Origin of the sequence: Massilia sp. Root418, from assembly GCF_001425265.1 — a bacterium.
Taxonomy (GTDB): domain Bacteria; phylum Pseudomonadota; class Gammaproteobacteria; order Burkholderiales; family Burkholderiaceae_D; genus Rugamonas.
The window spans coordinates 247,087-268,835 of the sequence record NZ_LMEC01000024.1; the positions used below are offsets into that span (position 1 = coordinate 247,087).

24 protein-coding genes are annotated in these 21,749 nt (G+C 66.6%); 13 read left to right on the top strand and 11 right to left on the bottom strand.

The window, feature by feature from the left end; translation table 11 throughout:
- Window positions 1-155: 155 nt before the first annotated feature.
- Window positions 156-1,544 carry a FimV family protein gene (locus ASC94_RS26190; protein ID WP_056403109.1) on the bottom strand — a complete coding sequence of 463 codons (1,389 nt, stop codon included), beginning with the start codon at window positions 1,542-1,544 and terminating at the stop codon, window positions 156-158.
- Window positions 1,545-1,677: 133 nt separating this feature from the next.
- Between ASC94_RS26190 and fumC the strand changes: the two genes are divergently transcribed.
- The 3 genes from fumC (at window position 1,678) to ASC94_RS26205 (ending at window position 3,797) form a co-directional block, all read left to right on the top strand.
- On the top strand, window positions 1,678-3,075 hold the full coding sequence (gene fumC, locus ASC94_RS26195) for a class II fumarate hydratase (RefSeq protein ID WP_056403112.1): 1,398 nt from the start codon (window positions 1,678-1,680) through the stop codon (window positions 3,073-3,075).
- Window positions 3,076-3,141: 66 nt separating this feature from the next.
- Window positions 3,142-3,378 carry an RNA-binding S4 domain-containing protein gene (locus ASC94_RS26200; protein WP_056403114.1) on the top strand — a complete coding sequence of 79 codons (237 nt, stop codon included), beginning with the start codon at window positions 3,142-3,144 and terminating at the stop codon, window positions 3,376-3,378.
- 134 nt (window positions 3,379-3,512) lie between these two features.
- Window positions 3,513-3,797, top strand: a complete 285-nt coding sequence (locus tag ASC94_RS26205) for a DUF883 domain-containing protein (RefSeq protein ID WP_056403117.1) — start codon at window positions 3,513-3,515, stop codon at window positions 3,795-3,797.
- Window positions 3,798-3,804: 7 nt separating this feature from the next.
- Here ASC94_RS26205 and ASC94_RS26210 read toward each other — a convergent pair whose 3' ends face one another.
- From ASC94_RS26210 to ASC94_RS26255, 10 genes are all read right to left on the bottom strand, one after another.
- Complete coding sequence (locus tag ASC94_RS26210) at window positions 3,805-4,269, bottom strand: DoxX family protein (RefSeq protein WP_056403120.1); 465 nt, start codon at window positions 4,267-4,269, stop codon at window positions 3,805-3,807.
- A gap of 38 nt (window positions 4,270-4,307) precedes the next feature.
- A complete protein-coding gene (locus ASC94_RS26215) occupies window positions 4,308-6,002 on the bottom strand; it encodes a DUF692 family multinuclear iron-containing protein (protein ID WP_056403122.1) in 1,695 nt (564 codons plus the stop codon).
- Window positions 6,003-6,027: 25 nt separating this feature from the next.
- Entirely contained in the window at window positions 6,028-6,294 is a 267-nt protein-coding gene (locus ASC94_RS26220; RefSeq protein ID WP_056403125.1) for a DUF2282 domain-containing protein, read from the bottom strand.
- 179 nt (window positions 6,295-6,473) lie between these two features.
- Window positions 6,474-6,653 carry a hypothetical protein gene (locus tag ASC94_RS26225; protein ID WP_056403128.1) on the bottom strand — a complete coding sequence of 60 codons (180 nt, stop codon included), beginning with the start codon at window positions 6,651-6,653 and terminating at the stop codon, window positions 6,474-6,476.
- A gap of 96 nt (window positions 6,654-6,749) precedes the next feature.
- Entirely contained in the window at window positions 6,750-6,950 is a 201-nt protein-coding gene (locus ASC94_RS26230; protein WP_056403134.1) for a YjfB family protein, read from the bottom strand.
- 52 nt (window positions 6,951-7,002) lie between these two features.
- Window positions 7,003-7,548, bottom strand: coding sequence for a molybdopterin-guanine dinucleotide biosynthesis protein B (gene mobB, locus ASC94_RS26235; RefSeq protein ID WP_056403137.1), 546 nt, complete (start codon window positions 7,546-7,548; stop codon window positions 7,003-7,005).
- An 11-nt stretch (window positions 7,549-7,559) separates the two neighbouring features.
- Window positions 7,560-8,405 (bottom strand): general secretion pathway protein GspB, encoded by an 846-nt coding sequence (locus tag ASC94_RS26240; RefSeq protein WP_056403140.1) that lies wholly within the window; start codon window positions 8,403-8,405, stop codon window positions 7,560-7,562.
- Between the two features lies 1 nt (window position 8,406).
- Window positions 8,407-10,131 (bottom strand): ExeA family protein, encoded by a 1,725-nt coding sequence (locus tag ASC94_RS26245; RefSeq protein WP_056403143.1) that lies wholly within the window; start codon window positions 10,129-10,131, stop codon window positions 8,407-8,409.
- 48 nt (window positions 10,132-10,179) lie between these two features.
- A complete protein-coding gene (locus tag ASC94_RS26250; protein ID WP_056403146.1) occupies window positions 10,180-10,668 on the bottom strand; it encodes a hypothetical protein in 489 nt (162 codons plus the stop codon).
- Between the two features lie 2 nt (window positions 10,669-10,670).
- On the bottom strand, window positions 10,671-10,856 hold the full coding sequence (locus ASC94_RS26255) for a hypothetical protein (RefSeq protein ID WP_056403149.1): 186 nt from the start codon (window positions 10,854-10,856) through the stop codon (window positions 10,671-10,673).
- Window positions 10,857-11,127: 271 nt separating this feature from the next.
- Between ASC94_RS26255 and ASC94_RS26260 the strand changes: the two genes are divergently transcribed.
- From ASC94_RS26260 to nagZ, 10 genes are all read left to right on the top strand, one after another.
- A complete protein-coding gene (locus ASC94_RS26260; RefSeq protein WP_056403152.1) occupies window positions 11,128-11,421 on the top strand; it encodes a hypothetical protein in 294 nt (97 codons plus the stop codon).
- Between the two features lie 197 nt (window positions 11,422-11,618).
- The gene (locus tag ASC94_RS26265; RefSeq protein WP_082616853.1) at window positions 11,619-12,986 is read left to right on the top strand and encodes a GIN domain-containing protein; all 1,368 of its coding nucleotides are present in this window, start codon (window positions 11,619-11,621) and stop codon (window positions 12,984-12,986) included.
- A gap of 304 nt (window positions 12,987-13,290) precedes the next feature.
- Window positions 13,291-14,202, top strand: coding sequence for a BadF/BadG/BcrA/BcrD ATPase family protein (locus tag ASC94_RS26270; protein ID WP_056403532.1), 912 nt, complete (start codon window positions 13,291-13,293; stop codon window positions 14,200-14,202).
- Between the two features lie 71 nt (window positions 14,203-14,273).
- A complete protein-coding gene (locus ASC94_RS26275) occupies window positions 14,274-14,951 on the top strand; it encodes a GntR family transcriptional regulator (protein ID WP_056403537.1) in 678 nt (225 codons plus the stop codon).
- Window positions 14,948-16,063: an N-acetylglucosamine-6-phosphate deacetylase gene (gene nagA, locus ASC94_RS26280; protein WP_056403154.1), complete on the top strand. Its 1,116-nt coding sequence runs from the start codon at window positions 14,948-14,950 to the stop codon at window positions 16,061-16,063. Before ASC94_RS26275 ends, nagA begins: the two co-directional genes overlap by 4 nt.
- Complete coding sequence (locus ASC94_RS26285) at window positions 16,053-17,066, top strand: SIS domain-containing protein (protein WP_056403157.1); 1,014 nt, start codon at window positions 16,053-16,055, stop codon at window positions 17,064-17,066. The genes nagA and ASC94_RS26285 overlap by 11 nt, the downstream gene beginning before the upstream one ends.
- A 203-nt stretch (window positions 17,067-17,269) precedes the next feature.
- Complete coding sequence (locus ASC94_RS26290) at window positions 17,270-18,514, top strand: ABC transporter substrate-binding protein (protein WP_229417417.1); 1,245 nt, start codon at window positions 17,270-17,272, stop codon at window positions 18,512-18,514.
- Window positions 18,511-19,377 carry a carbohydrate ABC transporter permease gene (locus tag ASC94_RS26295; protein WP_056403160.1) on the top strand — a complete coding sequence of 289 codons (867 nt, stop codon included), beginning with the start codon at window positions 18,511-18,513 and terminating at the stop codon, window positions 19,375-19,377. The genes ASC94_RS26290 and ASC94_RS26295 overlap by 4 nt, the downstream gene beginning before the upstream one ends.
- The gene (locus tag ASC94_RS26300; protein ID WP_157201598.1) at window positions 19,374-20,183 is read left to right on the top strand and encodes a carbohydrate ABC transporter permease; all 810 of its coding nucleotides are present in this window, start codon (window positions 19,374-19,376) and stop codon (window positions 20,181-20,183) included. The genes ASC94_RS26295 and ASC94_RS26300 overlap by 4 nt, the downstream gene beginning before the upstream one ends.
- Window positions 20,180-21,667, top strand: coding sequence for a beta-N-acetylhexosaminidase (gene nagZ / locus ASC94_RS26305; protein WP_056403166.1), 1,488 nt, complete (start codon window positions 20,180-20,182; stop codon window positions 21,665-21,667). Before ASC94_RS26300 ends, nagZ begins: the two co-directional genes overlap by 4 nt.
- The last annotated feature ends 82 nt before the right edge of the window (window positions 21,668-21,749 follow it).

Consider the following 21,749-nt stretch of genomic DNA (forward strand, 5'->3'; position numbering starts at 1 on the left):
CGCTGGCGGTGCTGGATCGGGAAGGAGAGCAGTGCGATGCGCGGCGGCCGGTTCACATCCGGGGCCGGGGTTCGGCATGGTTGTTCATGCCGAGATGACAAGCTCATGAGTATATCGCGTTTTGCGTCCAGCCGCCCGCGCCGCTGGCATGCTGCTTATTCCTTATCGGGTATAGCTTCTTCGGCGATTGCCGCCTCCGGCCCGGCGGGCTTTTTGTCCTTGCGCCAGCCTTGCCAGACCTTCAGCGGGGCGGTGGAGAATGTGATCTTCTTGCGGCGGATCAGGTAGGCACCCAGGCCGCCCAGCAGCGCCAGCAGCACGACGCTGCCGGCGACGAGAGCGGTGGTATTGAGGCCGCCGGGTTCCTTCTTTTTCTTGCCGTTGGCCTTGGGCGGCGCGGACGGCGGGATGACGGTGCCGGCCTTGTTGGCCGCTTCCGGCGCGCTTGCGGCGGCCGAAGCGGCCGGGATGCCGGCGGCGGATGCGGATGCGGCAGCATGGCTGTCCGGGGCGGTTGCGGGGGCCGATGCGCCGGCGCCCTGCCCCAGCGCGGCTTGCAGTTGCTTGACCTTGCCTTCGAGGTCAACCAGCTTGGTCTTCAGTTCGGCGTTGGCCTGGTCCAGCGCCACGCATTGCTGGGCCTCGCCGTCAGCCTGCCCGGGCGCGCAGACGGCAGCCTTGGCCGGGCCGGTTTTGCTTTTGGCCACGCGCGGCTCAGGGCCGAGCCTGATCGGCACGGCAGGCGGGCCGGGATTCACCTCGGCGGCGGCGGGAGCGGAGGCAGCAGGAGCGGAGGCAGCAGATGCGGCGGCACGGGCGGCGGCTGGGGTGACTGGGGTAACTGGTGCGGCTGGAGCGGCGACGGCAGCGCTGGTGGTCCGCTCGTTCGCTGTATCGCGCGCCGCGTTTGCGGCCGCGCGCATCCTTGCGGCGCGTATCGCTGCGGTGCGGTTGGCCGCCGCCTGGGCTTCCTGAGCAGCACGCTCGGCGGCGGACGGCCCGGCTGCGGGGCCTGCCAGCAGGCCAGTGCCAGCCTCGGCGCCGGCTGCGCTCGCGTTTGCGCCGGCTGCGTTCGCGTTTGCGCCGGCTGCGGCTTCGGGCGCGGCGGGGCGCACCGGCGCCGGATCCGGCGTCAGCCACAGCGTGGCAGAGCGCACGCTGGCACGGTTGCCGGTGCCCAGTTCCAGGTAGAGATGCACCACCTCCGCGTCCACGGGCTGCAAGGTAGTTAAATGCAGAAACTGCCGGTTGTCGCGCTTGACCACCGACAGGCGCAGCGACGACAGCGCCGGATGCATGCGCACATTCGCGCCCTGGTAGATATTCGGCCCGGCCAGGCGGACCTGCACGCCCGCCTGGTCTTCCGGCGTGAGCATCACCAGCTCTATGTCCGCCGATAACTGCTGCCCGAGATAGGAACGCACTGCCACGTCGCCCAGCTCGGCCGCGCGCGCTGCAGACGGCAATAGGCCAGCCGACAGGGCCGCCGCCAGCACGGCGCCGGCGTTGCGGAGGGCAAGAAAACGGTAAGGACTACGCTGCATGTATTCGGGTCGCGTGGGTGCGAATTTCTGAAGTGTAACAGTCTTAACGGCTGGATTTCCCGCTTTTGAAGTCCTGCGCCGGAAATTGGACTCTGCGCTACACTAATTGCATATTCCATCACGAGAGGCATCCATGAGCACCCGTTCCGAGCGCGACAGTTTTGGCCCCATCGACGTCCCCGCAGACAAGCTGTGGGGTGCGCAAACCCAGCGCTCGCTGGAACACTTCGCCATCTCCACCGAACGCATGCCGCCCGAGCTGATCAATGCGCTGGCCAACGTCAAACGCGCCGCCGCGCGCGTCAATTTCGACCTCGGCCTGCTGGACGAGGCCAAGGCATCCGCCATCACCCAGGCGGCCGACGAAGTATTGGCAGGCAAGCACGCCGCCGAATTCCCGCTGGCGGTGTGGCAGACCGGCTCCGGCACCCAGTCCAACATGAATATGAACGAAGTGCTGGCCAACCGCGGCTCCGAGATCCTGGGCGGCGAGCGCGGCGAGAAGCGCCTGCTGCACCCGAACGACCACGTGAACATGGGCCAGTCCTCCAACGACATCTTCCCCACCGCCATCCACGTGGCCTCGGCCCACGCGGTCGCCCACAACGTGCTGCCGGCATTGCGCGACCTGCGCGCAACCCTGGACGCCAAGGCCAAGGCTTTCGCCCACATCGTCAAGATCGGCCGCACCCACCTGCAGGACGCCACGCCGCTGACCCTGGGCCAGGAATTCTCCGGCTATGTGGCCCAGCTGGACTACGCGGACCTGATGATCACCGCCGCCCTGCCCCCGCTGCTGGAACTGGCAGCCGGCGGCACGGCGGTGGGGACCGGCCTGAACGCGCACCCGGAATATGCCACCCGCATCGCCGCCGAGCTGGCGGCGCGCCTGCAGCTGCCGTTCGAAACCGCCGACAACAAGTTTGCCGCCCTGGCCGCGCACGACGCGCTGGTGGCTGCGCACGGTGCCCTGAAAACCCTGGCCACGGCGCTGATGAAAATCGCCAACGACGTGCGCTGGATGGCGTCCGGCCCGCGTTCCGGCCTGGGCGAAATCACCATCCCCGAAAACGAGCCGGGCAGCTCCATCATGCCGGGCAAGGTCAACCCGACCCAATGCGAAGCCGTTACCATGCTGTGCTGCCAGGTGTTCGGCAACGACGTCGCCATCACCGTCGGCGGCGCCTCCGGCAATTTCGAGCTGAACGTCTACAAGCCGCTGATCGCGCACAACTTCCTGCAAAGCGCGCGCCTGCTGGCGGACGGCATGCGCAGCTTCGACCACCATTGCGCGCAGGGCATCGAAGCCAACCTGGACCGCATCGGGGAGCTGATGGAACGCTCGCTGATGCTGGTCACTGCGCTGGCGCCGCATATCGGCTATGATCGCGCCGCGCAAATCGCCAAGAAGGCGCAGCACGAAGGCACGACGTTGAAGGAAGCGGCGCTGGCACTGGGTTTTGTCAGCGCGGAACAGTTCGATCAGTGGATCGTGCCGCTGGAGATGACGCAGCCCAACGCCAAAAGTTAGCCTGTGCGCTTTGGGTGAATTTTTTGATAACTGAACAACACGTCATCGCGACAAAGGATAAAATAAATGCAAAAGGTTAGTTTTGAATTGACGTCGGAATTCATCGAATTGAACCAGCTTTTGAAGAACGTCGGGCTGTGCGACAGCGGCGGCGCAGGCAAGGTGCTGGTGGCCAGCGGCCAGGTGAAAGTCGACGGCAAGCAGGAATTGCGCAAGACCTGCAAGATACGCGCAGGTCAGCAAGTCAGCGTAGGCGATGTGCGCATCAGCGTCGAAGGCGACAGCGGCGCCGACGGCGCTTGATTGGGCAGTGGCAAGGCAGGAATCGAAGTTGCAATAATTCTTGCATTTGAGCAATCGATCGCTAAGCTGGTGGTGGGGCGGACCGTGTTCGCTTCATGCAGTGATTTTGCTCAACCAGCAGGAGGGGGATCGCCATGGACGGCCCTGAACACAAGCTGCAAACCCAGGAGCGCCTGATCGGCGATTTGCGGCAAGTAATCGAAAACGCGGAAGAACTCCTGAAAAATACCGACCAGCACACGAGCGCGCTCTACCAGAACGCGCGCGCCAAGCTCACCCAGGCGCTGCAGGCCGCCACCGAAGAACTGGCGCGTTTCGAAGACGCGCAGCTGGCGCGCATGATCGCCGCCACCCACGCCGCCAACCTGCAGTACCGCGACCGCAGCGGCGAGGCCAAGCTGATGCGGGCCTTCCGGTAGCCGCTCCTCAATCCGGCCGTTGCTTGCCGATCAAGGCATCGAGCGAGAAGCGGCCCGGGCCGAACGCCACCACCACCAGCAGCAGCACGCCCCAGTAGAAGTGGTCGTTGACTGCTGCCGGGCATTCAAAACTGAACAGCTGCGGGTAGGAAATCACCGCCATCGCGTTGACGAAAAACAGCGCCAGCGCGGCCGGGCGCGAAAACAGCCCCACGAACAGCAGCAGCGGGAACACCAGTTCGCCGCCCGCTCCCAGGTAAGCCGCCAGGTCCGGCGGCAGCAGCGGCACCTTGTATTCGTCGTGGAACAGCGCCAGCGTGGCGCTCCAGTCGTTCAGCTTGGCCAGGCCGGCTTTGAGGAACTGCCAGCCGACGTACAGGCGGATCGCCAGGCTGGCCAGGGAACCGCCCCAGTCGCTCAGCGCAGCGTCGCAGAAGGTGGACAGGCGATGCAATGCAGACAGATTTTTCATGTCGATCTCGTTTCAGGTTGGGCAGCGGGAGGCTGCGGTCAGTGCGGTGTGCCGGCCGGGAGGAACACGGCGTGCTCCAGCCATTGCTGCAAGTGCGCGGCCACGTCGAAGGCTTCGTCGATGTCGAAGGCGGCGTCCAGCGCGGTGCCGGCCGGGCCGCCAGCGTGCAACTCGGCCAGTGCCGCGTAGGCGGCTGGGATAAGCGGCAGCACCCCGGTTTTCCAGCGCGCGCGGGTAATAAGTGCATGATTGGGCAAGTCCATGCGGTCCGGGAATGGCGGGCCGTCGGGCTGATGGGCCAGCCACAGCTGCACCACGTTCCAGGCGGAGGCAAACAGGCTGCACGCGGGACGCAAGGGCAACCGGGCCTCTTCCAGTAACTCGGGCGGCATGGCCGCCAGGTCGGCTGCGGACAGGGCTGGCGAGTCGGCTGCGTAGTGGGCGCGGTGCAGCGCCCACTCCAGCCTGGCCATGTCCGGCAGATAGGGCAGCTCCGCCGTGTGCGGGAAGCCCGCCAGGAAGGCGGCGAAATCGGCGCCAAACCGGTTCAGGTCGCCGCTTTGCGACGGATGCGCGCGGCCGTATTCACCGCTCAGGCCGCTGAAGAAATCATCTCCCACCAGTTGCCGGATGACGGGATAGGCGGCGGCCAGGGTCTTGTTCCAGGTAACGGACATGTTGCCGCGATACAGCGCATAGCGGTGCGCATTGGCCTCGCCCCGGAATGTCTCCAGCGCAGTTGCGGATGCGGCGATATCGAGCAGCCCGGCGGCGAACGCTTGCTGGCTGTCGGCCAGTGCGGCCCGGGCCGCGTCTGCCGGCGCTTGCGCACGCTGTACGGCGGCCGGGTCGGCCGGGGCGTTACCGCTGGCAGAGGCAGCCGCCGCGTCCGCAAAAGTGATAGCCAGCCTGTCCACTATCGCGCGCGCCTTGGCGGCCTCGCCCAGCAGCACATCCAGCCCGGGGATATCTGTGTCCCACTCGATCAGGGTGGGCACGGGGCCGAAGCGGCGCAAGGCGGCTTCGTACAATTTCCATACTGGCTCGGCCACCACGGCGCCGTGGTGATCGATGACCGCGTCCGGCGTCACCAGGTGGCCGGCCAGGTGAATTTCCCCCACAGTGCCCGGCGTCATGGCGGCCATGGCGGCCAGCGCGTCTTCGCCATGGTTTAGCTGGTTCACGTACAGGTTGTTCACGTCCAGCAGCAGGCCGCAGCCGGTGCGCTGCGCCAGCGCGGCCAGGAACGCGGCTTCGCTCATGGCGTCGTCCCGGAACCGCACGTAGGTGGAGACGTTTTCCAGCAATATCCTGCGCTGCAGCCTGTCCTGCACACGCTGCACGCGCTCGCTCAACAGGTCCAGCGCGGCGGCATTCAGCGCCAGCGGCAGCAAGTCGTTCAGGTGGCGTCCAAACACCGCGCCCCAGCACAAATGCTCGGACACCAGTGCCGGCTGCACCGCCTGCACCAGCTCCCGCACGCGTTCAAGGTGCTGCTCGGAAAAGCCGCGCGCGGAACCCAGCCCCAGCCCCACGCCATGCAGGCTCACCGGATAGTCGCGCCGCAAGGCTTGCAGCACGTGCCAGTCCCATCCGCCCTGGTCGAGATAGTTCTCGGTGTGGACTTCCAGCCAGCCGGCGCTGGGCCGCTGTGCCAGGAACTGGCGATAATGGGGCGCCCTCAGGCCAACGCCGACGCCCAGCGCAGGAGCGGAATGAGCGTCGGGTTGCATGGTCGCGGCCTCGGGAGGATGGCGATTACTTGGCTGGCGCGCTGGTTTTGCCGCCGGCTTTTTCGCAAGTCCCCTTGGCTACATACTTCCATTCGGTAGGCGCGTTGTCGGCCTTGGCCTGGCCGGCGCACGAGTGCGAACCATTGGCGGAGGCGCAATCGTTCTGGCCGGCCTTGGCGATGCCAAAGCATTTTTCCTTGTCGGCGGCCGCCTCCATGGCCGAGGCCGATACAGTGGCGGCGCTGCAGACGGTTGCCAGGGCGGCGGCGATCAGGGCTTGACGTTTGTTCATGACTATCTCCTAAGGTTAAGTAAGTTCGCTCTTGGTGCGCAGAAACCTGCGACTGAAGCATAGTCGCGCACCGCGTTCGCATCCTTACATATCTTTTTTGAATTTACAAAAGAAAAAGCCCGGATTCACCGAGGCAGTGGTTCCGGGCTGGCGGGTGCGCAGTCAAGCGCATCTGAACATCAGGCGGCAGGCGCTGCCTTCTTAACCTTCTTGCTCGCAACTTTCTTGTGCGCAGCCTTTTTGTGCACGGCCTTCTTGTGCACTGGGGTGGCGTGTTCGGCGGCGGCGACTGGAGCCTGGGCGAATGCGGTACCCATGGCGAAGGTGGCGGCGATAGCGGCAGCGATCAGTTTCTTCATTTGGCGTTTCCCTCGATGTTGTCCGTAAGAACTCCCTACGTAGGGCATTAACGCCCGCGGCCTCAGTTGAGTTGACGCAATTTGCTGAGAAACAGCTTAAGCCGTGGTGTTGATGTTGTTGCCGAGATTGGAAGGCAGGTTCGATGCCTTGGGCACAGGAGGAATGGCTTCGATCAGCGCTTGTGCACTGGAGGCCTGGACATCCTGGGCTTTTTTCTGCACCGCCAGGGCCACGTCCTGTTTGAGGCCGGTGTCGGCGATGCTAGTTGCTGCGCGTGCAATTGCTGAAACGTCCATGACTTCCTCCACTCTGGGCTATCCCCTGTTTACGGACGTTTTTTTGCCGGCTTTAGGGCTGGGGCGAATTTATTTTCACGCGCTGGCGCAGCCAGTCCAGGATGGCCGGGCGATTATTCAGGTCCAGCCAGGCCAGGCCGTCGCGCAGCGCGGCCGGCGGCGGCAGATCGGAGGCGACCGCCACGATACGCGGGTCGTCCGGATACAGGGGCGGACGGCCGTTTTCCAGGCGGTACACTTCCAGCTTGTCGTAAGGGTAGGATTTGAAGCCTTCCACCAGGGTCAGGTCGGCCGGGCCCATGCGGGCCAGCTGCTCGTCCAGCGTGGGTTCGGGGGCGCCGCGCAGTTCGTGGACGATGGCAAAGCGGTAAGGCGACGCCACCAGCACCTCGGCCGCGCCGGCCAGGCGCAGGCGAGCGGAATCCTTGCGCGGCGGTTCCAGTTCCAGGTCGTGGTGGCTGTGCTTGATGATATTGACCCGCAAATTCAGCGCGGCCAGCTGCGTCACCAGCACTTCCAGCAGCGTGGTCTTGCCGCTGCCGGAGGTGCCGACGATGCCGATGACGTTGCGGGGCAAGACGGGGAGATCGTGGTCCATCGGGATGTCTTTCAGTATGGCACGCGGTAGCGGTAGCCCTTGAAGGTGAAAATAGCTGCTTTGGGCAGGAGTTTTTCCAGCACCAGGCCGGGTGCCACCTCCTCCCCTTCGCGGCGCAATATTTTGTCGATCAGCACCAGGCGGTCGGCGGGATTCTTGGAGTACATATAACCGCCCGTGGTGATGGGGGGAATGCTGCGCTGGATGGGCTCGGGTAGTTCCCGCAGCAACTGCACGGGTTCTTCTGCAAGCTCGGCGGCAGGGGCTGGCGCGGCTTTCGCTGGCTGCGGCGCAGGTTTGGCAGGATCGCCGGCCGCTTGCATCGAAGGCGCCTGGGGCGCGGCGCGCGTCGGGGACGGCTCGGCAGGCGTGGGCTTGGAACCGGCAAGCGGCGCAGCGTGGCCAGCGGGCGCGGCTGCCATGGCTGGCAAAGCAGGCGCAGGTGCAGCGCGGGCGGGGGCCGGAGCGGCGGCGGCTCCAGCGGCGGATCCGGCGGCCACGCCTGGTCCGGCGACTGCGGCAGCAGCTACGGCGGGGCCGGCGGGGGCGGCAGGCGCCACGGCCTGGGGCGCAGGCGCGCCGGGCGCGGCCAATGCCGCTGGTCCGGATGCGGAGACGGCAGCCGGGAGCGTGTCAGCAGGCGTGGCAGGCGCTGCGGGCGCGGCTTGCTGGCGCCACGCGAGCGCGGCGGCGCCGGCGATGAGCACCGCGCCGGCGGCCAGCGCCATGGGCTTCCATGGCTTGCCAGCCGTGCTGCGCGCACTGGCCACATCGAGCGTGGGCGCATGGATGGTGGGCGTGGCGCCAAGCTGGCGTTCCGCCTGCGCCTTCTTGAGCGCTTCAAGTATGTAGGACATCTTATTTCCCCGCCACGGCCACGCCGGGCTTGGCCGCCAGCAGACGCGGCTCGTTTACCCCGCCCAACTGGTTCAGCCTGATAAAAGTTTTCGGTCCCGCCACGCCGTCCGCCTTTAGATTCTGGCTGAGCTGGAATTCGCGCAGCAGGCGCTGGGTCTGCGCGTCCATGGGGCGGTTTTCCTGCGGTTTCGAGGCACCGCTGAGCGCGGCCAGGCGCTTGGCCAGCCAGTCCACGTCCGGCCCGTGATCCCCTGCGGAAATCTCGTCGCGCCAGCCGCGCGGCGTGCGCCACAGTGTGATGAAGCTGCCGTCGAACCGGCTCGCCAGGGCCTGCAGCCCCACCGTCTCGCGCCTGCCGGCCAGCTCCAGCGTGGCGCCCTGCCCGTCCATTGCCGTGAGCACCGCGAAGCGCGGCGCCACCGGATCGTCGATCAGCTTCAGCACCGCCGGGCGGTCCAGCAGGCGCAAGTCGTCCAGGCCGCCCTTGCCGAACAGGCAGCGCAAGTTCTGTTTCGCCGCCGCCGGGCAGAAATCGCCCGCCGCCACCGTCTGTCCCCACAACAACGCCATTTGCCGCAAGGCGGCGTCCGATGTCGCAGCCACAGCCGGCTGCGCCGCAGCGCCGCCCGCCGCGCCGGGCGCAGCGGACGCAGGCGTGCCAATAGCTGCAGCGCCTGCGGCACCGGCAAGCCGGGCATCGCTGGCGCCCACCACAGCAACAGCAGCACCAGGGCGGATCTTGTCGGCCGCCGGCCCGGCGAGCGCCAGGGCTGGCACCGCTGGCACGGCCGGGGGCGCGGAACGCGGCATCAGCTGCCAGGCGGCGGTCGCGGTGACGGCGGCGCCAGCCAGCACGCCGGCGGCAATGGCGGGCCACACGCGCCGTCCGGCCGCCGGGCCAGCCTCGCCGGCGAATACCTCGGCAGCCGCACGGCGCAGGATGGTGCGCGTGACTTGCTGCGCATTTTCAACGTAAGCGCCCAGCATGGCGCGGTCGCACAGCAGGTTGATGCGGCGCGGCACGCCCTTGGTTAGCTGGTGCACCTGCTGCATCAGGCCGCGCGGAAACGGCGCCGGCCCAGCCGCGCCCGCCACCGCCAGGCGATGGCCGATATAGCTGCCGGTCTCTTCCACCGAAAGCGATCCCAGGTGGTAGCGCGCGATCACGCGCTGCGCCAGCTGCTCCAGCTCGGGCCGCGCCAGCATGGCGCGCAGCTCCGGCTGGCCGATGAGGATGATCTGCAGCAGCTTGCGTTCACTGGTTTCCAGGTTGGTGAGCAGGCGCAGCTGCTCCAATACGTCAGCCGACAGGTTTTGCGCCTCGTCGATGATCAGCACGTTGTTGCGCCCCTGCGCGTGGCTCTCCAGCAGGTGCCGGTTGATGGCGTCCACATAGCCCTTGACGCTGACCGCGCCCGCGCCCTGCGGCGCCAGCGTGATGCGGAATTCATCGCACACCGACAGCAGCAGCTCTTCCACGGTCAGCTTGGGATTGAAGATATAGCCCAGCTGGCAATTCTCCGGAATCTGCTCCATGAAGCAGCGGCACACGGTGGTCTTGCCCGCGCCGATTTCTCCCGTCAGCAGCACGAAGCCGCCGCCGCTGTTCACGCCATACAGCAAATGCGCCAGCGCTTCGCGGTGGCGTTCGCTCATATACAGATAGCGCGGGTCGGGCGCGATGGAGAACGGCGGCTGTTTCAGGTTGAAAAATTGCGTGTACATGTAGTCCCTGGATGAACGCCCGGCCAAGCCCGCGATGCGGCCGCGCCGTCAGCGCAAGGCGGGCGGCAGGGGCTTGAACTTGGCGCAGTATATCTTGGCCCTGCGGTCGGCATACACGATGCGGCTGCCAGGCTTGGCCTCCCGCACCGGATAGCGCGAACTGTCAATTTTCGCATACCGCAGCCCATCCTGGGCGATGATGGCTTCCTCCAGCTTTTCCGGCGTGCTTTCGGCCACCGCGCCGACGAACACCATGGGCCAGCTGTCGTCGCTGACGATCACTTCCACGATCTCGGTGCCCCACAGGCGCGCGTCCTGCGTGCGGAACCACCATGCGCCGCCTTCGCGCTTGTATGGCGGCCCGAAAAACTTGACCATGTAGTCGTAGTAGTAACGGTTGCTGGTTTCGTCGCGGCACAGCAGGCCGCCGCCGATGACGGTGCCGAAGGTGGTGGGGGGCGCGGCTTGCGCGGCCGGGGCAGCCAGCAGCATGCTCAGCGCCAGGGCAGCCGGCAAACGGGGAATATAAGACCGCATTGCTAGATCTTGGACATCCAGGCGCGGTTGGCGCTGATCTTGGCCTTGGCCGCAGCGGGCAAGGCATCGTAGCAGCCGGGATACTGCTTGAGCGCGCTCTCGCGCACCTCTTTCTGCAAGCCATTAATCAGGAAAACATAGAGGGTGCCGCCTTCGCTGGTTTTCTTGGTCCCTATGTATTTAATCATCCTGTTCCTCCTTCCCGGCTTGGCGTTGGCTCTGCCGGCGTCGCTCTGCAACCATTATGACAGCTCTACGCCCGGGCATCGCTATTTCGCCGTGGCTATGCCGCTACACAAGTTAACGGCATGAAGAGCGCATCCTGTAGGGCGATCATAATTGCCGACTCTGAAATTGTGCATTGCGATTATGCGTCTTTTTCAGCCCAATGCCGCTGTATACACTGGCTTCATATTGATGTGGAAACACTTTATCCCTCTTCCATCTAGGAGCCAGACCATGAAAACCCTGAAACTGATCGCCGCCCTCGCGGTCCTGACCACTACCTCTGCATTCGCGGCCGATGCGCCCAAGGCCGATGCGCCTGCCGACGCCAAGCCGGCACCGGTGCTGCTGGCCAGCGCTGCCACGCCGGCTGCCGCTGGTGCCGCTGGTGCCGCAGTCGCGGCAGTCGCCGCCGCCCCGAAGAAGGACGCCGGCCGCTCCCGCGCGGACGTACGGCGCGAAGCCGTGGAAGCGGTGCGCAACCATGAAAGCACGCTGTCCCAGGACCTGAGCTTCTATACCAAGTAAGCCAAATAAGCGCCAGGTAAGCGGCCGGCCTGGCCTGTGCGGCCCGCGTGCGGGCCGCCTGCATTTCAGCGCCGCGATTTTGCAGTTGATCCCGTGATTTTGCAGTTTCGTCCCTTTCCGCCCACCGCCGCTTATTTTTTATCATATCGTTCACACACTTCCCGCCCGCCCGGGCAAAACCACAGTGTGAAAACTATATGAATAAGCTGATCAAACATACGGCCCTCGCCTCCCTGCTGCTGGCAGGCGGCGCCATCTCCCAGGCAAGCTTCGCAGAACCGGCCCCGGCCAATGCCTTGGCCACGGAATCGCGTCCCGTGGCGGCCTTCACGGCCATCGAGCTGGCCGGTCCCTACGACGTGGTGATCAAGGACGACGGCGGCCGCGCAGTGGAAGTGCGCGGCACGCGCAAGCAGCTGGACAATTTGGAAACCGTGGTGGAAAACGGCACGCTGATCGTGCGCCCCGTCAAACGCAACGGCTTCTCCTTCCATTTCGGCAAGACCGCCGAGCGGCCCACGGTGCGCATCAGCGCGGCCGGCCTGAAAAGCCTGCTGGCCGGCGGCAGCGGCGACGTGCGCGCCGACCAGCTCAAGGGTCCGCAGTTCGCCCTCACCGCCAGCGGTTCCGGCGACGTGGAAGCCAGCGGCGCCGTCGGCAACCTGGTGGTGCGCTCCGGCGGCAGCGGCGACCTGGACATGCGCCAGCTGAAAAGCGGCAGCGTGAACCTGCAGATGAACGGTTCCGGCGACGTGCAGGCCGGCGCCATCAGCATGGACCTGAACGCCGAACTGAGCGGCTCGGGCGACCTGGAAGCACACGAGCTGCACACCAACACCGTCAACGCGCTGATGCACAGCTCCGGCAGCGTGACGCTGGGCGGCAGCAGCAAGGAAATCCGCGCTGAGATCACCGGCTCGGGCGACCTGGCGGCGTGCGGCCTGGCGGTGGAAAACGCCAGCGCCATGCTGCGCAGTTCGGGCAACGCCTGCATCGCCGGCAACATCAGGAAATTCGACGCCGAAGTGCACGGCTCGGGCGACCTGAGCGCGCGCGGCCTGGCCAGCAACAATGTGCGCGTGATCCTGGACAGTTCGGGCAACGTGGAACTGTCCGGCACCAGCAATACGCTGAGCGCCGAGGTGAACGGCTCGGGCGACCTGGACGCCAAAGGCCTGGTGGTGGCGCGCGCCGTCACCCGCAACCGCGGCCCCGGCAACATCTACCTGAAAAAGGTGAGCGACACGCTGGACGCCGAAGTGCGCGGTTCGGGCGAGCTCAAGACCTGGGCCGAATGCAAGGATGTGAAAGTGACCATGACCGGTCCCGGCCAGGTCCACCTGGACGGCAACACCGCCAACCTGAATGCGCGCCTGTCCGGCTCCGGCAACCTGGAAGCGCGCGGCCTGGTGGCCAAGCAGGCCGACGTGGTGGTGCGCGGTCCGGGCGCCGCCTGGGTCCATGTGCAAGGCAAGCTGAACGCGGAAGGCAAACCGTCCAGCGTCGAGGGCTCGCGCATGGTGATGATCGATCGCAGCGGCGTGAAACCAAGCCGCGACAATTGACGGTGGGGGCGGGCCCGCGGGTCCGCCCAGCCAGACTTACCCGAACGCCCGGCCCCGAGCCGGGCGTTTTGCTTTTGCGTGACGTCCGCAGGCACGCTGCGCCGGCAAAAATTGGCCTTATGCCAGACCAGATCCCATACCAAGGCCCGCAAATATTTTTCTCTTCACAAACAAAGACTTAGCAATCGATTGTCGCACTGGAAAGCAAGTCCACTTCACCCAAATACAATACCAGTTAAATACCTGTTGACAAGCTGGTTGGGCAACCATATAGTGCCCCACAGCTCCTCACACACACATGAACATGATCGAATTCTTAATCGGCGTCGACGGCGGCGGCAGCGGCACCCGGGTGCGCCTGATGCGCAGCAACGGCGCAGCGCTGGGCGAAGGCGACAGCGGCCCGTCCGGCCTGCTGCACGGCATCAAGAACGCCTGGTCCTCGGTGGAGGATGCAGCGGCCAAGGCCTTCAAGGCCAGCGGCCTGGACGTCCCGGCGCGCGAGCGCATCGCCATCGGCCTCGGCCTGGCGGGCGTGCACAACCGCCAATGGGCAGCCAACTTCGTGGCGGCCAATCCCGGCTACGCGGCGGTGGCGCTGGAAACGGACGCCTACACCACGGTGCTGGGCGCGCACCAGGGCCAGCCGGGCGCAATCATCGCGCTGGGCACCGGCAGCGTGGGCGAAATCCTGCTGGCCGACGGCAGCCGTAAGGAAGTGGGCGGCTGGGGCTTCCCGGCCGGCGACGAAGCGGGCGGTGCCTGGATCGGCCTGCGCGCCATCAACCATATCCAGCAGGTGATCGACGGGCGCGCGGAAGGCGGCGCCTTCGCGGCCACCGTCATCAACGCCTGCGGCGGCGAACGCAACGCCATCCAGGTCTGGCTGGCCAACGCCACGCAGACCCATTACGCGCACCTGGCGCGCATCGTGCTCCAGCATGCGGACACGGACGAGGTGGCGCGTTCCATCCTGCTTGAAGCGGGCCGCCAGGTGGCCCTGATCGCGCAGGCGCTGGACGCCTCCGGCAAGCTGCCGATCGCGCTGTGTGGCGGCCTGGGCGAGCCCTTGCGCGCCTACCTGCCGTCCGAGCTGCTGCGCCGCATCGTCGCGCCGCAAGGCGATTCGGCGGCCGGCGGCCTGCGGCTGATCCAGCAGCATCTGCAGCAGATGCTGCATGCGCAGCAGCAGAATCAAGACCTCTCCCAACCCTGAGCAAGGAGCCACCCGTGCTAGACCAGTTGAGCGATTTCAGGCCAGACCATGAAAGCGACACGCCGCTGTACATGCAGCTGGCGAACAAGCTGTCCGACGGCATCGCCAGCGGCGACTGGCGCGCCAATGAGGCGCTGCCGTCCGAGCGCGTGCTCTCGGAAATGCTCGACATCTCGCGGGTCACCGCGCGCAAGGCCATCGACATGCTGTGCGACCGCGGCATGCTGACCCGCAAGCGCGGCTCCGGCACCTACATCACGCCGAAACTGGAACAGCCGCTGTCGCGCCTGACCAGCTTCTCCGAAGAGCTGCGCCAGCGCGGCTTCACGGCAGGTTCGCGCTGGCTGCAGCGCGAGATCGGCATAGCGGCGCCGCTGGAGCTGCTGTCGCTGGGCCTGTCGCCCAATATGCCGGTGGCACGCCTGAAGCGCCTGCGCACCGCCGACGACGTGGTGATGGCCATCGAAACCACCACCATCCCGGCCAGCTATATGCCGAACCCGCATAGCGTAACCGGATCCCTGTACGGCTTCCTGGAAGCCAACGGCACGGTGCCGATGCGCGCGCTGCAGCACATCCGCGCGGTCAACGCCACCACGGAACAAGCCAAACTGGCGAACATCCAGCCCGGCGAAGCCATGCTGCATATCACGCGCGTGAGTTATCTCGAAAACGGCGCAGCGGTGGAGCTTACGCACTCCTACTGCCGCAGCGATTATTATGAATTTGTAGCGGAGTCGCGCAGATGAGCGGTGTAACGATCCAAGGCAATATCCTGACCCCGGCCGGCTGGCTGGGCGGCGCAATCTCCTTCGGCGAACGCATCGCCGGCATCGACGGCGCCGCGGTGGACCCGCGGCAGAACGGCGACGATTACGTCATCCCCGGCTTTATCGACCTGCACGTGCACGGCGGCGCCGGCAAGGACGTGATGGAAGGCGGCGACGCAATCCACACCATCGCGCGCATCCACGCGCAGCACGGCACCACCAGCCTGCTGGCCACCACCATGACCGCGCCGCCGGAAGACATCGACATCGCGCTCACCGCCATCGGCAAGGCGGTGCGCCAGCGCGGCAAGAACGAAGCGCGGGTGCTGGGCGCCCACCTCGAAGGCCCTTACATCAACTCCGGCAAGCTCGGCGCGCAGCCCAACTTCGCGCGCGCCGCCACGCTGGCCGAAGTGCAGCGCCTGGAAGCGATGGCGCCGCTGCGCGTGATCACCGTGGCGCCGGAAATCGCCGGCCACCTTGGCCTGGTGCGCGAACTGGCCAACGAAGGCATGCGGGTACAGATCGGCCACACGCTGGGCTCATACGAAGACGGCGTGGCCGCGCTGGAGCACGGCGCGGCCGGCTTCACCCACCTGTTCAACGCCATGAGCGGCCTGCACCACCGCGAGCCCGGCATGGTGGGCGCCGCGCTGGCGCATGCCGAATACGCCGAGCTGATACCGGACCTGCTGCACGTGCACCCGGGCGCCATCAAGACCGCCCTGCGCGCCATCCCGCGCCTGTACTGCGTCACCGACTCCACCGCCGCCACCGGCATGCCGGACGGCGAATACATGCTGGGCCGGCACGTGGTCCACAAATGCATGGGCGGCGTGCGGCTACCCGACGGCACCTTGGCCGGCAGCACCCTCACACTGGACCAGGCGCTGCGCAACCTGGTCGGACTCGGACTGGACCTGGCGGACGCCTCGGCCCGCGTCTCAACCAACGCGGCCGACTACCTCGGCCTGCAGGAACGCGGCCGCCTTGCGCCGGGCGCGTATGCCGATCTGGTGGTACTGGATCGCGATCTCAAACTCAAAGCCGTTTATATCGAAGGAGAACGTTGTGACCTCAATGATGCTTAAAGAAGCCCTGTCCGCTGCGGAATGCGTCGCGCTGCAACTGGCGAACGACGCGGACCGCTACGCGGACCTGGGACGCAAATTGAGGAGCACGCCCTTCTCGACCGCGCTGACGGTGGCGCGCGGCAGCTCGGACCACGCCTGCAACTACATCGCCTACCTGATCATGGCGCGCCTGGGGCGCGTGGTGGCCTCGCTGCCGATGTCGCTGGTGACCCTGCACAAGTCGCCGCTGATCACCCGGGACACGCTGACCATCGCGGTGTCGCAATCGGGCCAGAGCCCGGACGTGGTGGAACCGATCCGCTACTTCCGCGACGGCGGCGCCACCACCGTGGCGCTGGTGAACGACATCGATTCCCCGCTGGCGCAAGCGGCCGAGTGGTCCATGCCGCTGCGCGCAGGCAAAGAGCAGAGCGTGGCCGCCACCAAGAGCTTCATCACCTCGCTGGTGGCCGGCGCACGCCTGGTGGCGCAATGGCAGAACGACCCCGAGCTGCTGGACGGCCTGCAAGCCCTGCCCGAATCGCTGCGGACAGCCACCGAAGCCGACTGGTCGCCCGCGCTGGACGTGCTGGCGCCGGCCAAGAACATCATGGTGGTGGGACGCGGCATCAGCTTCCCGGTGGCGCTGGAGTCCGCGCTGAAATTCAAGGAAACATCGGCGCTGCAAGCCGAAGCGTTCAGCGGGGCCGAGATCAAGCATGGCCCGATGGCGCTGATCGAAGAAGGCTATCCGCTGCTGATCTTCGCCACGCGCGGCCCCACCCAGGCAGGCCTGCTGGCGCTGGCCGACGAGATGCGCGGGCGCGGCGCGCGCGTGCTGCTGGCGGCGCCGGACGATGTGGCCCAGCGCGACCTCACGCTGCCGGTGGCGGCCACGCCGGACCTCGACCCTATCGTCGCCATCCAGGCCTTCTACGTGATGGCGGCGAAGCTGTCCGCCGCGCGCGGGCTGGACCCGGACCGTCCGCGCCACTTGAGCAAAGTCACCAAGACCAACTAAATGCCGGCGGGTTACGGCTGCGCCTAACCCGCCCTACGTTGCAGCGATACGCTGTGTAGGGCGGGTTAGCGCAGCGTAACCCGCCGTCCCAGGACCCATCGATGAACATCACATCACTACTGACAGCATTGATGGCCCTGGGCGCCGCAACGTGCGCCTTCGCCGCGCCGCCGGTCCAGAAAATCGAATTCTGGACTTTCAGCATGAAACCCAAATTCACACCCTACTTCGAGGGCCTGGCGCGCAACTACGAAGCCAGCCACCCCGGCGTGAAGGTCGAATGGGTCGACTTCCCATGGGACATCATCCAGACCAAGCTGGTCACCCGCATCGTGGCCGGCACGCCGCCCGCGCTGGTCAACCTGAATGTGCCCTGGGCCGATGAATTCGCACGCGACGGCCTGCTCACGCCGGTCGATGCGCTGCTGCAGGGCGCCCGCCAGCGCTACCTGGCCAGCGCGCTGGAAGACCTCACCTTCAGCGGCAAGACGTACGGCTTCCCCATGTACAGCAACGTCGCGGTCATCAGCTACAACACCGAGATCTTCAAGGCCGCCGGCCTGGCGCGCGCGCCGCGCAGCCTGGACGAGCAGCTCGCGTTCGCGCGCCAGATCGCCCAGCGCACCGGCAAGGCCGGCCTGTGCCCCGCGCTGGCCAAGATCGACGGCCTGATGATGCAGCAAGGCCTGCCGGTGATCAAGGACGGCCGCGCAGCCTTCAACTCGCCGGCGCACGTGGCGCTGATTGCCAAGCTGGCCGAGACCTACAAGGCCGGCGGCCTGCTAAAGGACAGCCTGTTCGCCGAGGACAACTTCCCCGCCGCGATCGACGCCTACAAGGGCGGCCGGCTCGGCATGCTGCTGGCGCCGCCGACCGCCGTCAAGCGCATCGAAACGGACGCCAGGGACATCTATGCAAAGACCGACGTGGCGCCCGCGCCGCTCGGCCCGACCGGCATTGCCGACGGCGGCTGGCTGGTGCACTTTGCCGTGCCTGCCGGGGTGGACAAAAAGCTGCTGCCGCAGATCGGCGAGTTCGCCCGCTATCTGACCAACGATGCGAACCAGCTGGCTTTCGCCAAACAGGCCAGCGTGTACCCGGCGGCGGCCGAAGCGTCGCGCGATCCGTTTTTCCTGGCGGTGCCGGCCAATGCGGGCGCTGCGGAGAAGGCGGTGTCGGCCGGGGCGGTGTCGATGCCGCATTCGCATACGCTGTACGTGTCGGGGGTGACGGATTATGACGAGTTGCGGCGCTCGCTGGTGAAGGCGGTCGAAGCCGGCGTGACCGGACGGCAGGATATCAAGCAGGCGCTGGATGCGGCTGCCGCTGTCTGGAACAAGAAGCTGGGCCGGCAGCCGCGCAGCGCTTGGCGGCTTACGCCTGCGGCTAACCCGCCCTACTTGACGCTACAGCCGGCGCAGGCAACGACTGCGGGGGCGGTGCTGTGAGCACGCGGCGGACCACTTTGGCGGCGTGGCTGTTCCTGGCGCCTGCGCTGGTTTTGCTGGCGGCGTTTTCGTTCTGGCCGGTCGGCTTCGGCTCTTACCTGGCCTTCACCGATTACAGCCTGATCCGGCCTACCTCATGGGTGGGGCTGGATAACTTCCGCTACATCTTCGATAACGAGATGTTCGTCACCGGCTTGAAAAATTCGCTGGTATTCCTGCTGATGGTGCCCTTCGTGCAGGTCGGCGCGCTGGGCCTGGCGGTGCTGGTGAATAACCGCCTGCCGGGCATTCGCCTGTTCCGCGCCGCCTTCTACGTGCCGGTGGTGACCACCGTGTCCGTGGTCGGCATCATGTGGGGCTTCATGTTCCACGAGCAGGGTGCGCTCAATTATGTGCTGATGGCGATGCGCTTCGCCGATGCCCCCATCGGCTGGCTGTCGAACGATACCCTGGCGCTGTTCTGCATCATGTTCGTCACGCTGTGGCGCGGCCTGGGCTGGTATATGGTGATGTACCTGGCCGCGCTGCAGGCCGTACCGGCGGACATGCAGGAAGCCGCCATCCTCGACGGCGCCAGCCGCTGGCAGCGTTTCTGGAAAATCACCGTGCCCATGCTGCGCCCCACCATCATGGTGTGCACCATCCTGTCCGTGCTGGCCGCGCTGAAGGCCTACCAGGAGGTGGACGTGCTAACACAGGGCGGACCGATGAACTCCACCTTCACCGCGCTGTACTACTCGTACGACCAGGGGCTGAAGCATTTGAAGCTGCCGCGCGCGCTGGCCGCCAGTTTCGTGGTCTCCGTATTTTGCGTCGGCATCGCCATGCTGTGCCTGCGCTACCTGAAGCCGAGGCAAAATTGAAAGCGCGCACCGCCCTGCACTACGCCGTGCTGTGCGCCATCGCACTGGTGTGCGTGTTCCCGTTCTGGTGGACGGTGGTGACGGCCGTTTCCACCGAAGGCAACATCTTCGCCTTCCCGCCCACCTTCTGGCCCAAGTCGCCTTCGCTGGCGAACTTTGAGGAAGCGTTCCGCGTGATTCCCTTCCTGGCCTTCTTCAAGAACTCCATCCTGATCGCCGCGTTCACGGTGTTCTGGAAGCTGGCGCTGTGCTCCATGGCCGCCTACCCGCTGGCGCGCATGCAGTTCAAGGGACGCCAGCTGGTGTTCGGGCTGATCCTGGCCACCCTGGTGCTGCCCTCCGAGGTGAACTTCCTGGTCAACTTCATCACCGTGACAAAACTGAGCCTGGTGGACACCTACGCCGGCGTGATATTGCCCAACGTGGTGACCGCGGTCGCCATCCTGCTGCTCAAGCAGGCCTTCGAGGAAGTGCCGCAGGACCTGATCGACGCGGCGCGCGTGGACGGCGCTTCCGAATGGATCATCTTCACCCGCATCATGCTGCCGCTGATCGCGCCCTGGCTGGCCACGGTGGGCATCCTGACGGCGGTGGAGGCGTGGAACGAATACATCTGGCCTTCCATCGTGATGAGCAAGCCGGACGAGTTTCCGCTGTCGGTGGGCGTGCTGTACCTGCGCGGCACCTTCGGCAGCAGCACCCGGGTGATCGCCGCCGGCACGGTGCTCACCATCCTGCCCACGCTGGCAGCTTTCCTTTTCACCCAACGTTACTTCATGCGCGGCATGGACGGAGCAGTCAAATGAACCACCAGGAACTTCGAAAAATCGCCGGCCAGCTGATCATGATCCGCTTCCCCGGCACCGTGCTGGACGAGGCCACCGCCGATTTCATCCGCACCAACAGCATCCGCGGCGTGTGCCTGTTCCGAGGGAACATGAGCGATTCCGAACAGCTGGCCAGGCTGACCGCCGACCTGCGCGCCGTGATGGGCCCGGACGCGCTGATCGCCATCGACCAGGAAGGCGGCGCCGTGGTGCGTTCCACCTGGGTGCCGGCGCCGCCCGCCGCCATGGGCCTGGGCGCGGCCGACGACACCGACCTGGCCTACCGCACCGGCGCCGCCGTGGCGCGCGCGGTCAAGTCGCTGGGCTTCAACTGGAACTTCGCGCCGGTGCTGGACCTGAACAACAACCCCAACAACCCGGTGATCGCCGAGCGCTCCTTCGGCGCCGAGCCGCAGCGCGCCGCCGAGCTGGCGATGGCCTGGATGGCGGGCAGCCACGCAGAAGGCGTGGCCTGCTGCGTGAAGCATTTCCCCGGCCACGGCGACACCCACGTCGATTCGCACCGCGACCTGCCCACCGTGGACAAGCCCTTGTCCGAACTGGAGAACTTCGAGTTCAAGCCCTTCAAGCTGGCCGCGCCCACGGCGCCCGCGATGATGACGGCGCACATCGTCTACCCGTCCATCGACGCCGGCAACCCGGCCACCATGTCGCCCGCCATCCTGGACGGCCTGCTGCGCAAGCAGTGGCACTACCGTGGCGTGATCATCACCGACGGCATGGACATGCACGCCATCGCCGGCCGCTACGGCGTGGGCAACGCCGCCGTGCGCGCGCTGATGGCCGGCGCCGACATGGTGATGGCGCTGGGCACCCCGGAAACGCAGGACGAGACCCTGAACGCCATCGCGGCCGCGCTGGCCGAAGGCTCGCTGCCGCAGGCCGGCGTGGACCAGCGCCTGGCGCGCCTGACGGCGCTGGCGCAAGCCTACCCGTGCAAGCCGCGCTCCTACAAGGAAGACGCGGCCGACCGCGAAGTGATGGCCGAAGGCTGGCGCCGCGCCCTCACCGCGCGCGGCGACCCGCAGCGCCCGGCTGCCGGCGCCAGGGTGCGCCTGGTGGCGCGGCAGGACGTGGTGAGCGACGGCGTATCCGAAGCGGGCGTGCCGGCCGCCGCGGTGGCGGCCTCGCTGGGCCGGCTATACGACGTGGAGCTGGTGACCTATTCGGACGCCGACGCCTTCGACTGGTCCGCGCTGCCGCAGGACGGCCGCTACACGGTGCTGGCCTCCACCTCGCGCCTGCGCTACGGCGCCGGGCCGCGCGCCACGTGGACACCGGACCTGCACCTGGCGCTGTGGAATCCCTACCAGGCGCTGGACATCGCCGCGCCCGCGCTGATGACCTACGGCTTCGCCGCGCCCGCGCTGGAGGCGGTCAACGCCTGGCTGTCCGGCGAACTGGAAGCGCAGGGCCGCTGCCCGGTGCCGGGTTTCGATTGACGAAGCAACAGACGGCGCCGGCCGCCGCATCCCGTAGGGCGGGTTAGCGCGCAGCGCGTAACCCGCCAGACCGACGCGCACA

Bases quoted from the DNA above. Each gene is read 5' to 3' on its own strand.
- ASC94_RS26190 (WP_056403109.1), bottom strand. From the start codon at position 1,544: ATGCAGCGTAGTCCTTACCGTTTTCTTGCCCTCCGCAACGCCGGCGCC.
- fumC (WP_056403112.1), top strand. From the start codon at position 1,678: ATGAGCACCCGTTCCGAGCGCGACAGTTTTGGCCCCATCGACGTCCCC.
- ASC94_RS26200 (WP_056403114.1), top strand. From the start codon at position 3,142: ATGCAAAAGGTTAGTTTTGAATTGACGTCGGAATTCATCGAATTGAAC.
- ASC94_RS26205 (WP_056403117.1), top strand. From the start codon at position 3,513: ATGGACGGCCCTGAACACAAGCTGCAAACCCAGGAGCGCCTGATCGGC.
- ASC94_RS26210 (WP_056403120.1), bottom strand. From the start codon at position 4,269: ATGAAAAATCTGTCTGCATTGCATCGCCTGTCCACCTTCTGCGACGCT.
- ASC94_RS26215 (WP_056403122.1), bottom strand. From the start codon at position 6,002: ATGCAACCCGACGCTCATTCCGCTCCTGCGCTGGGCGTCGGCGTTGGC.
- ASC94_RS26220 (WP_056403125.1), bottom strand. From the start codon at position 6,294: ATGAACAAACGTCAAGCCCTGATCGCCGCCGCCCTGGCAACCGTCTGC.
- ASC94_RS26225 (WP_056403128.1), bottom strand. From the start codon at position 6,653: ATGAAGAAACTGATCGCTGCCGCTATCGCCGCCACCTTCGCCATGGGT.
- ASC94_RS26230 (WP_056403134.1), bottom strand. From the start codon at position 6,950: ATGGACGTTTCAGCAATTGCACGCGCAGCAACTAGCATCGCCGACACC.
- mobB (WP_056403137.1), bottom strand. From the start codon at position 7,548: ATGGACCACGATCTCCCCGTCTTGCCCCGCAACGTCATCGGCATCGTC.
- ASC94_RS26240 (WP_056403140.1), bottom strand. From the start codon at position 8,405: ATGTCCTACATACTTGAAGCGCTCAAGAAGGCGCAGGCGGAACGCCAG.
- ASC94_RS26245 (WP_056403143.1), bottom strand. From the start codon at position 10,131: ATGTACACGCAATTTTTCAACCTGAAACAGCCGCCGTTCTCCATCGCG.
- ASC94_RS26250 (WP_056403146.1), bottom strand. From the start codon at position 10,668: ATGCGGTCTTATATTCCCCGTTTGCCGGCTGCCCTGGCGCTGAGCATG.
- ASC94_RS26255 (WP_056403149.1), bottom strand. From the start codon at position 10,856: ATGATTAAATACATAGGGACCAAGAAAACCAGCGAAGGCGGCACCCTC.
- ASC94_RS26260 (WP_056403152.1), top strand. From the start codon at position 11,128: ATGAAAACCCTGAAACTGATCGCCGCCCTCGCGGTCCTGACCACTACC.
- ASC94_RS26265 (WP_082616853.1), top strand. From the start codon at position 11,619: ATGAATAAGCTGATCAAACATACGGCCCTCGCCTCCCTGCTGCTGGCA.
- ASC94_RS26270 (WP_056403532.1), top strand. From the start codon at position 13,291: ATGATCGAATTCTTAATCGGCGTCGACGGCGGCGGCAGCGGCACCCGG.
- ASC94_RS26275 (WP_056403537.1), top strand. From the start codon at position 14,274: ATGCAGCTGGCGAACAAGCTGTCCGACGGCATCGCCAGCGGCGACTGG.
- nagA (WP_056403154.1), top strand. From the start codon at position 14,948: ATGAGCGGTGTAACGATCCAAGGCAATATCCTGACCCCGGCCGGCTGG.
- ASC94_RS26285 (WP_056403157.1), top strand. From the start codon at position 16,053: ATGATGCTTAAAGAAGCCCTGTCCGCTGCGGAATGCGTCGCGCTGCAA.
- ASC94_RS26290 (WP_229417417.1), top strand. From the start codon at position 17,270: ATGAAACCCAAATTCACACCCTACTTCGAGGGCCTGGCGCGCAACTAC.
- nagZ (WP_056403166.1), top strand. From the start codon at position 20,180: ATGAACCACCAGGAACTTCGAAAAATCGCCGGCCAGCTGATCATGATC.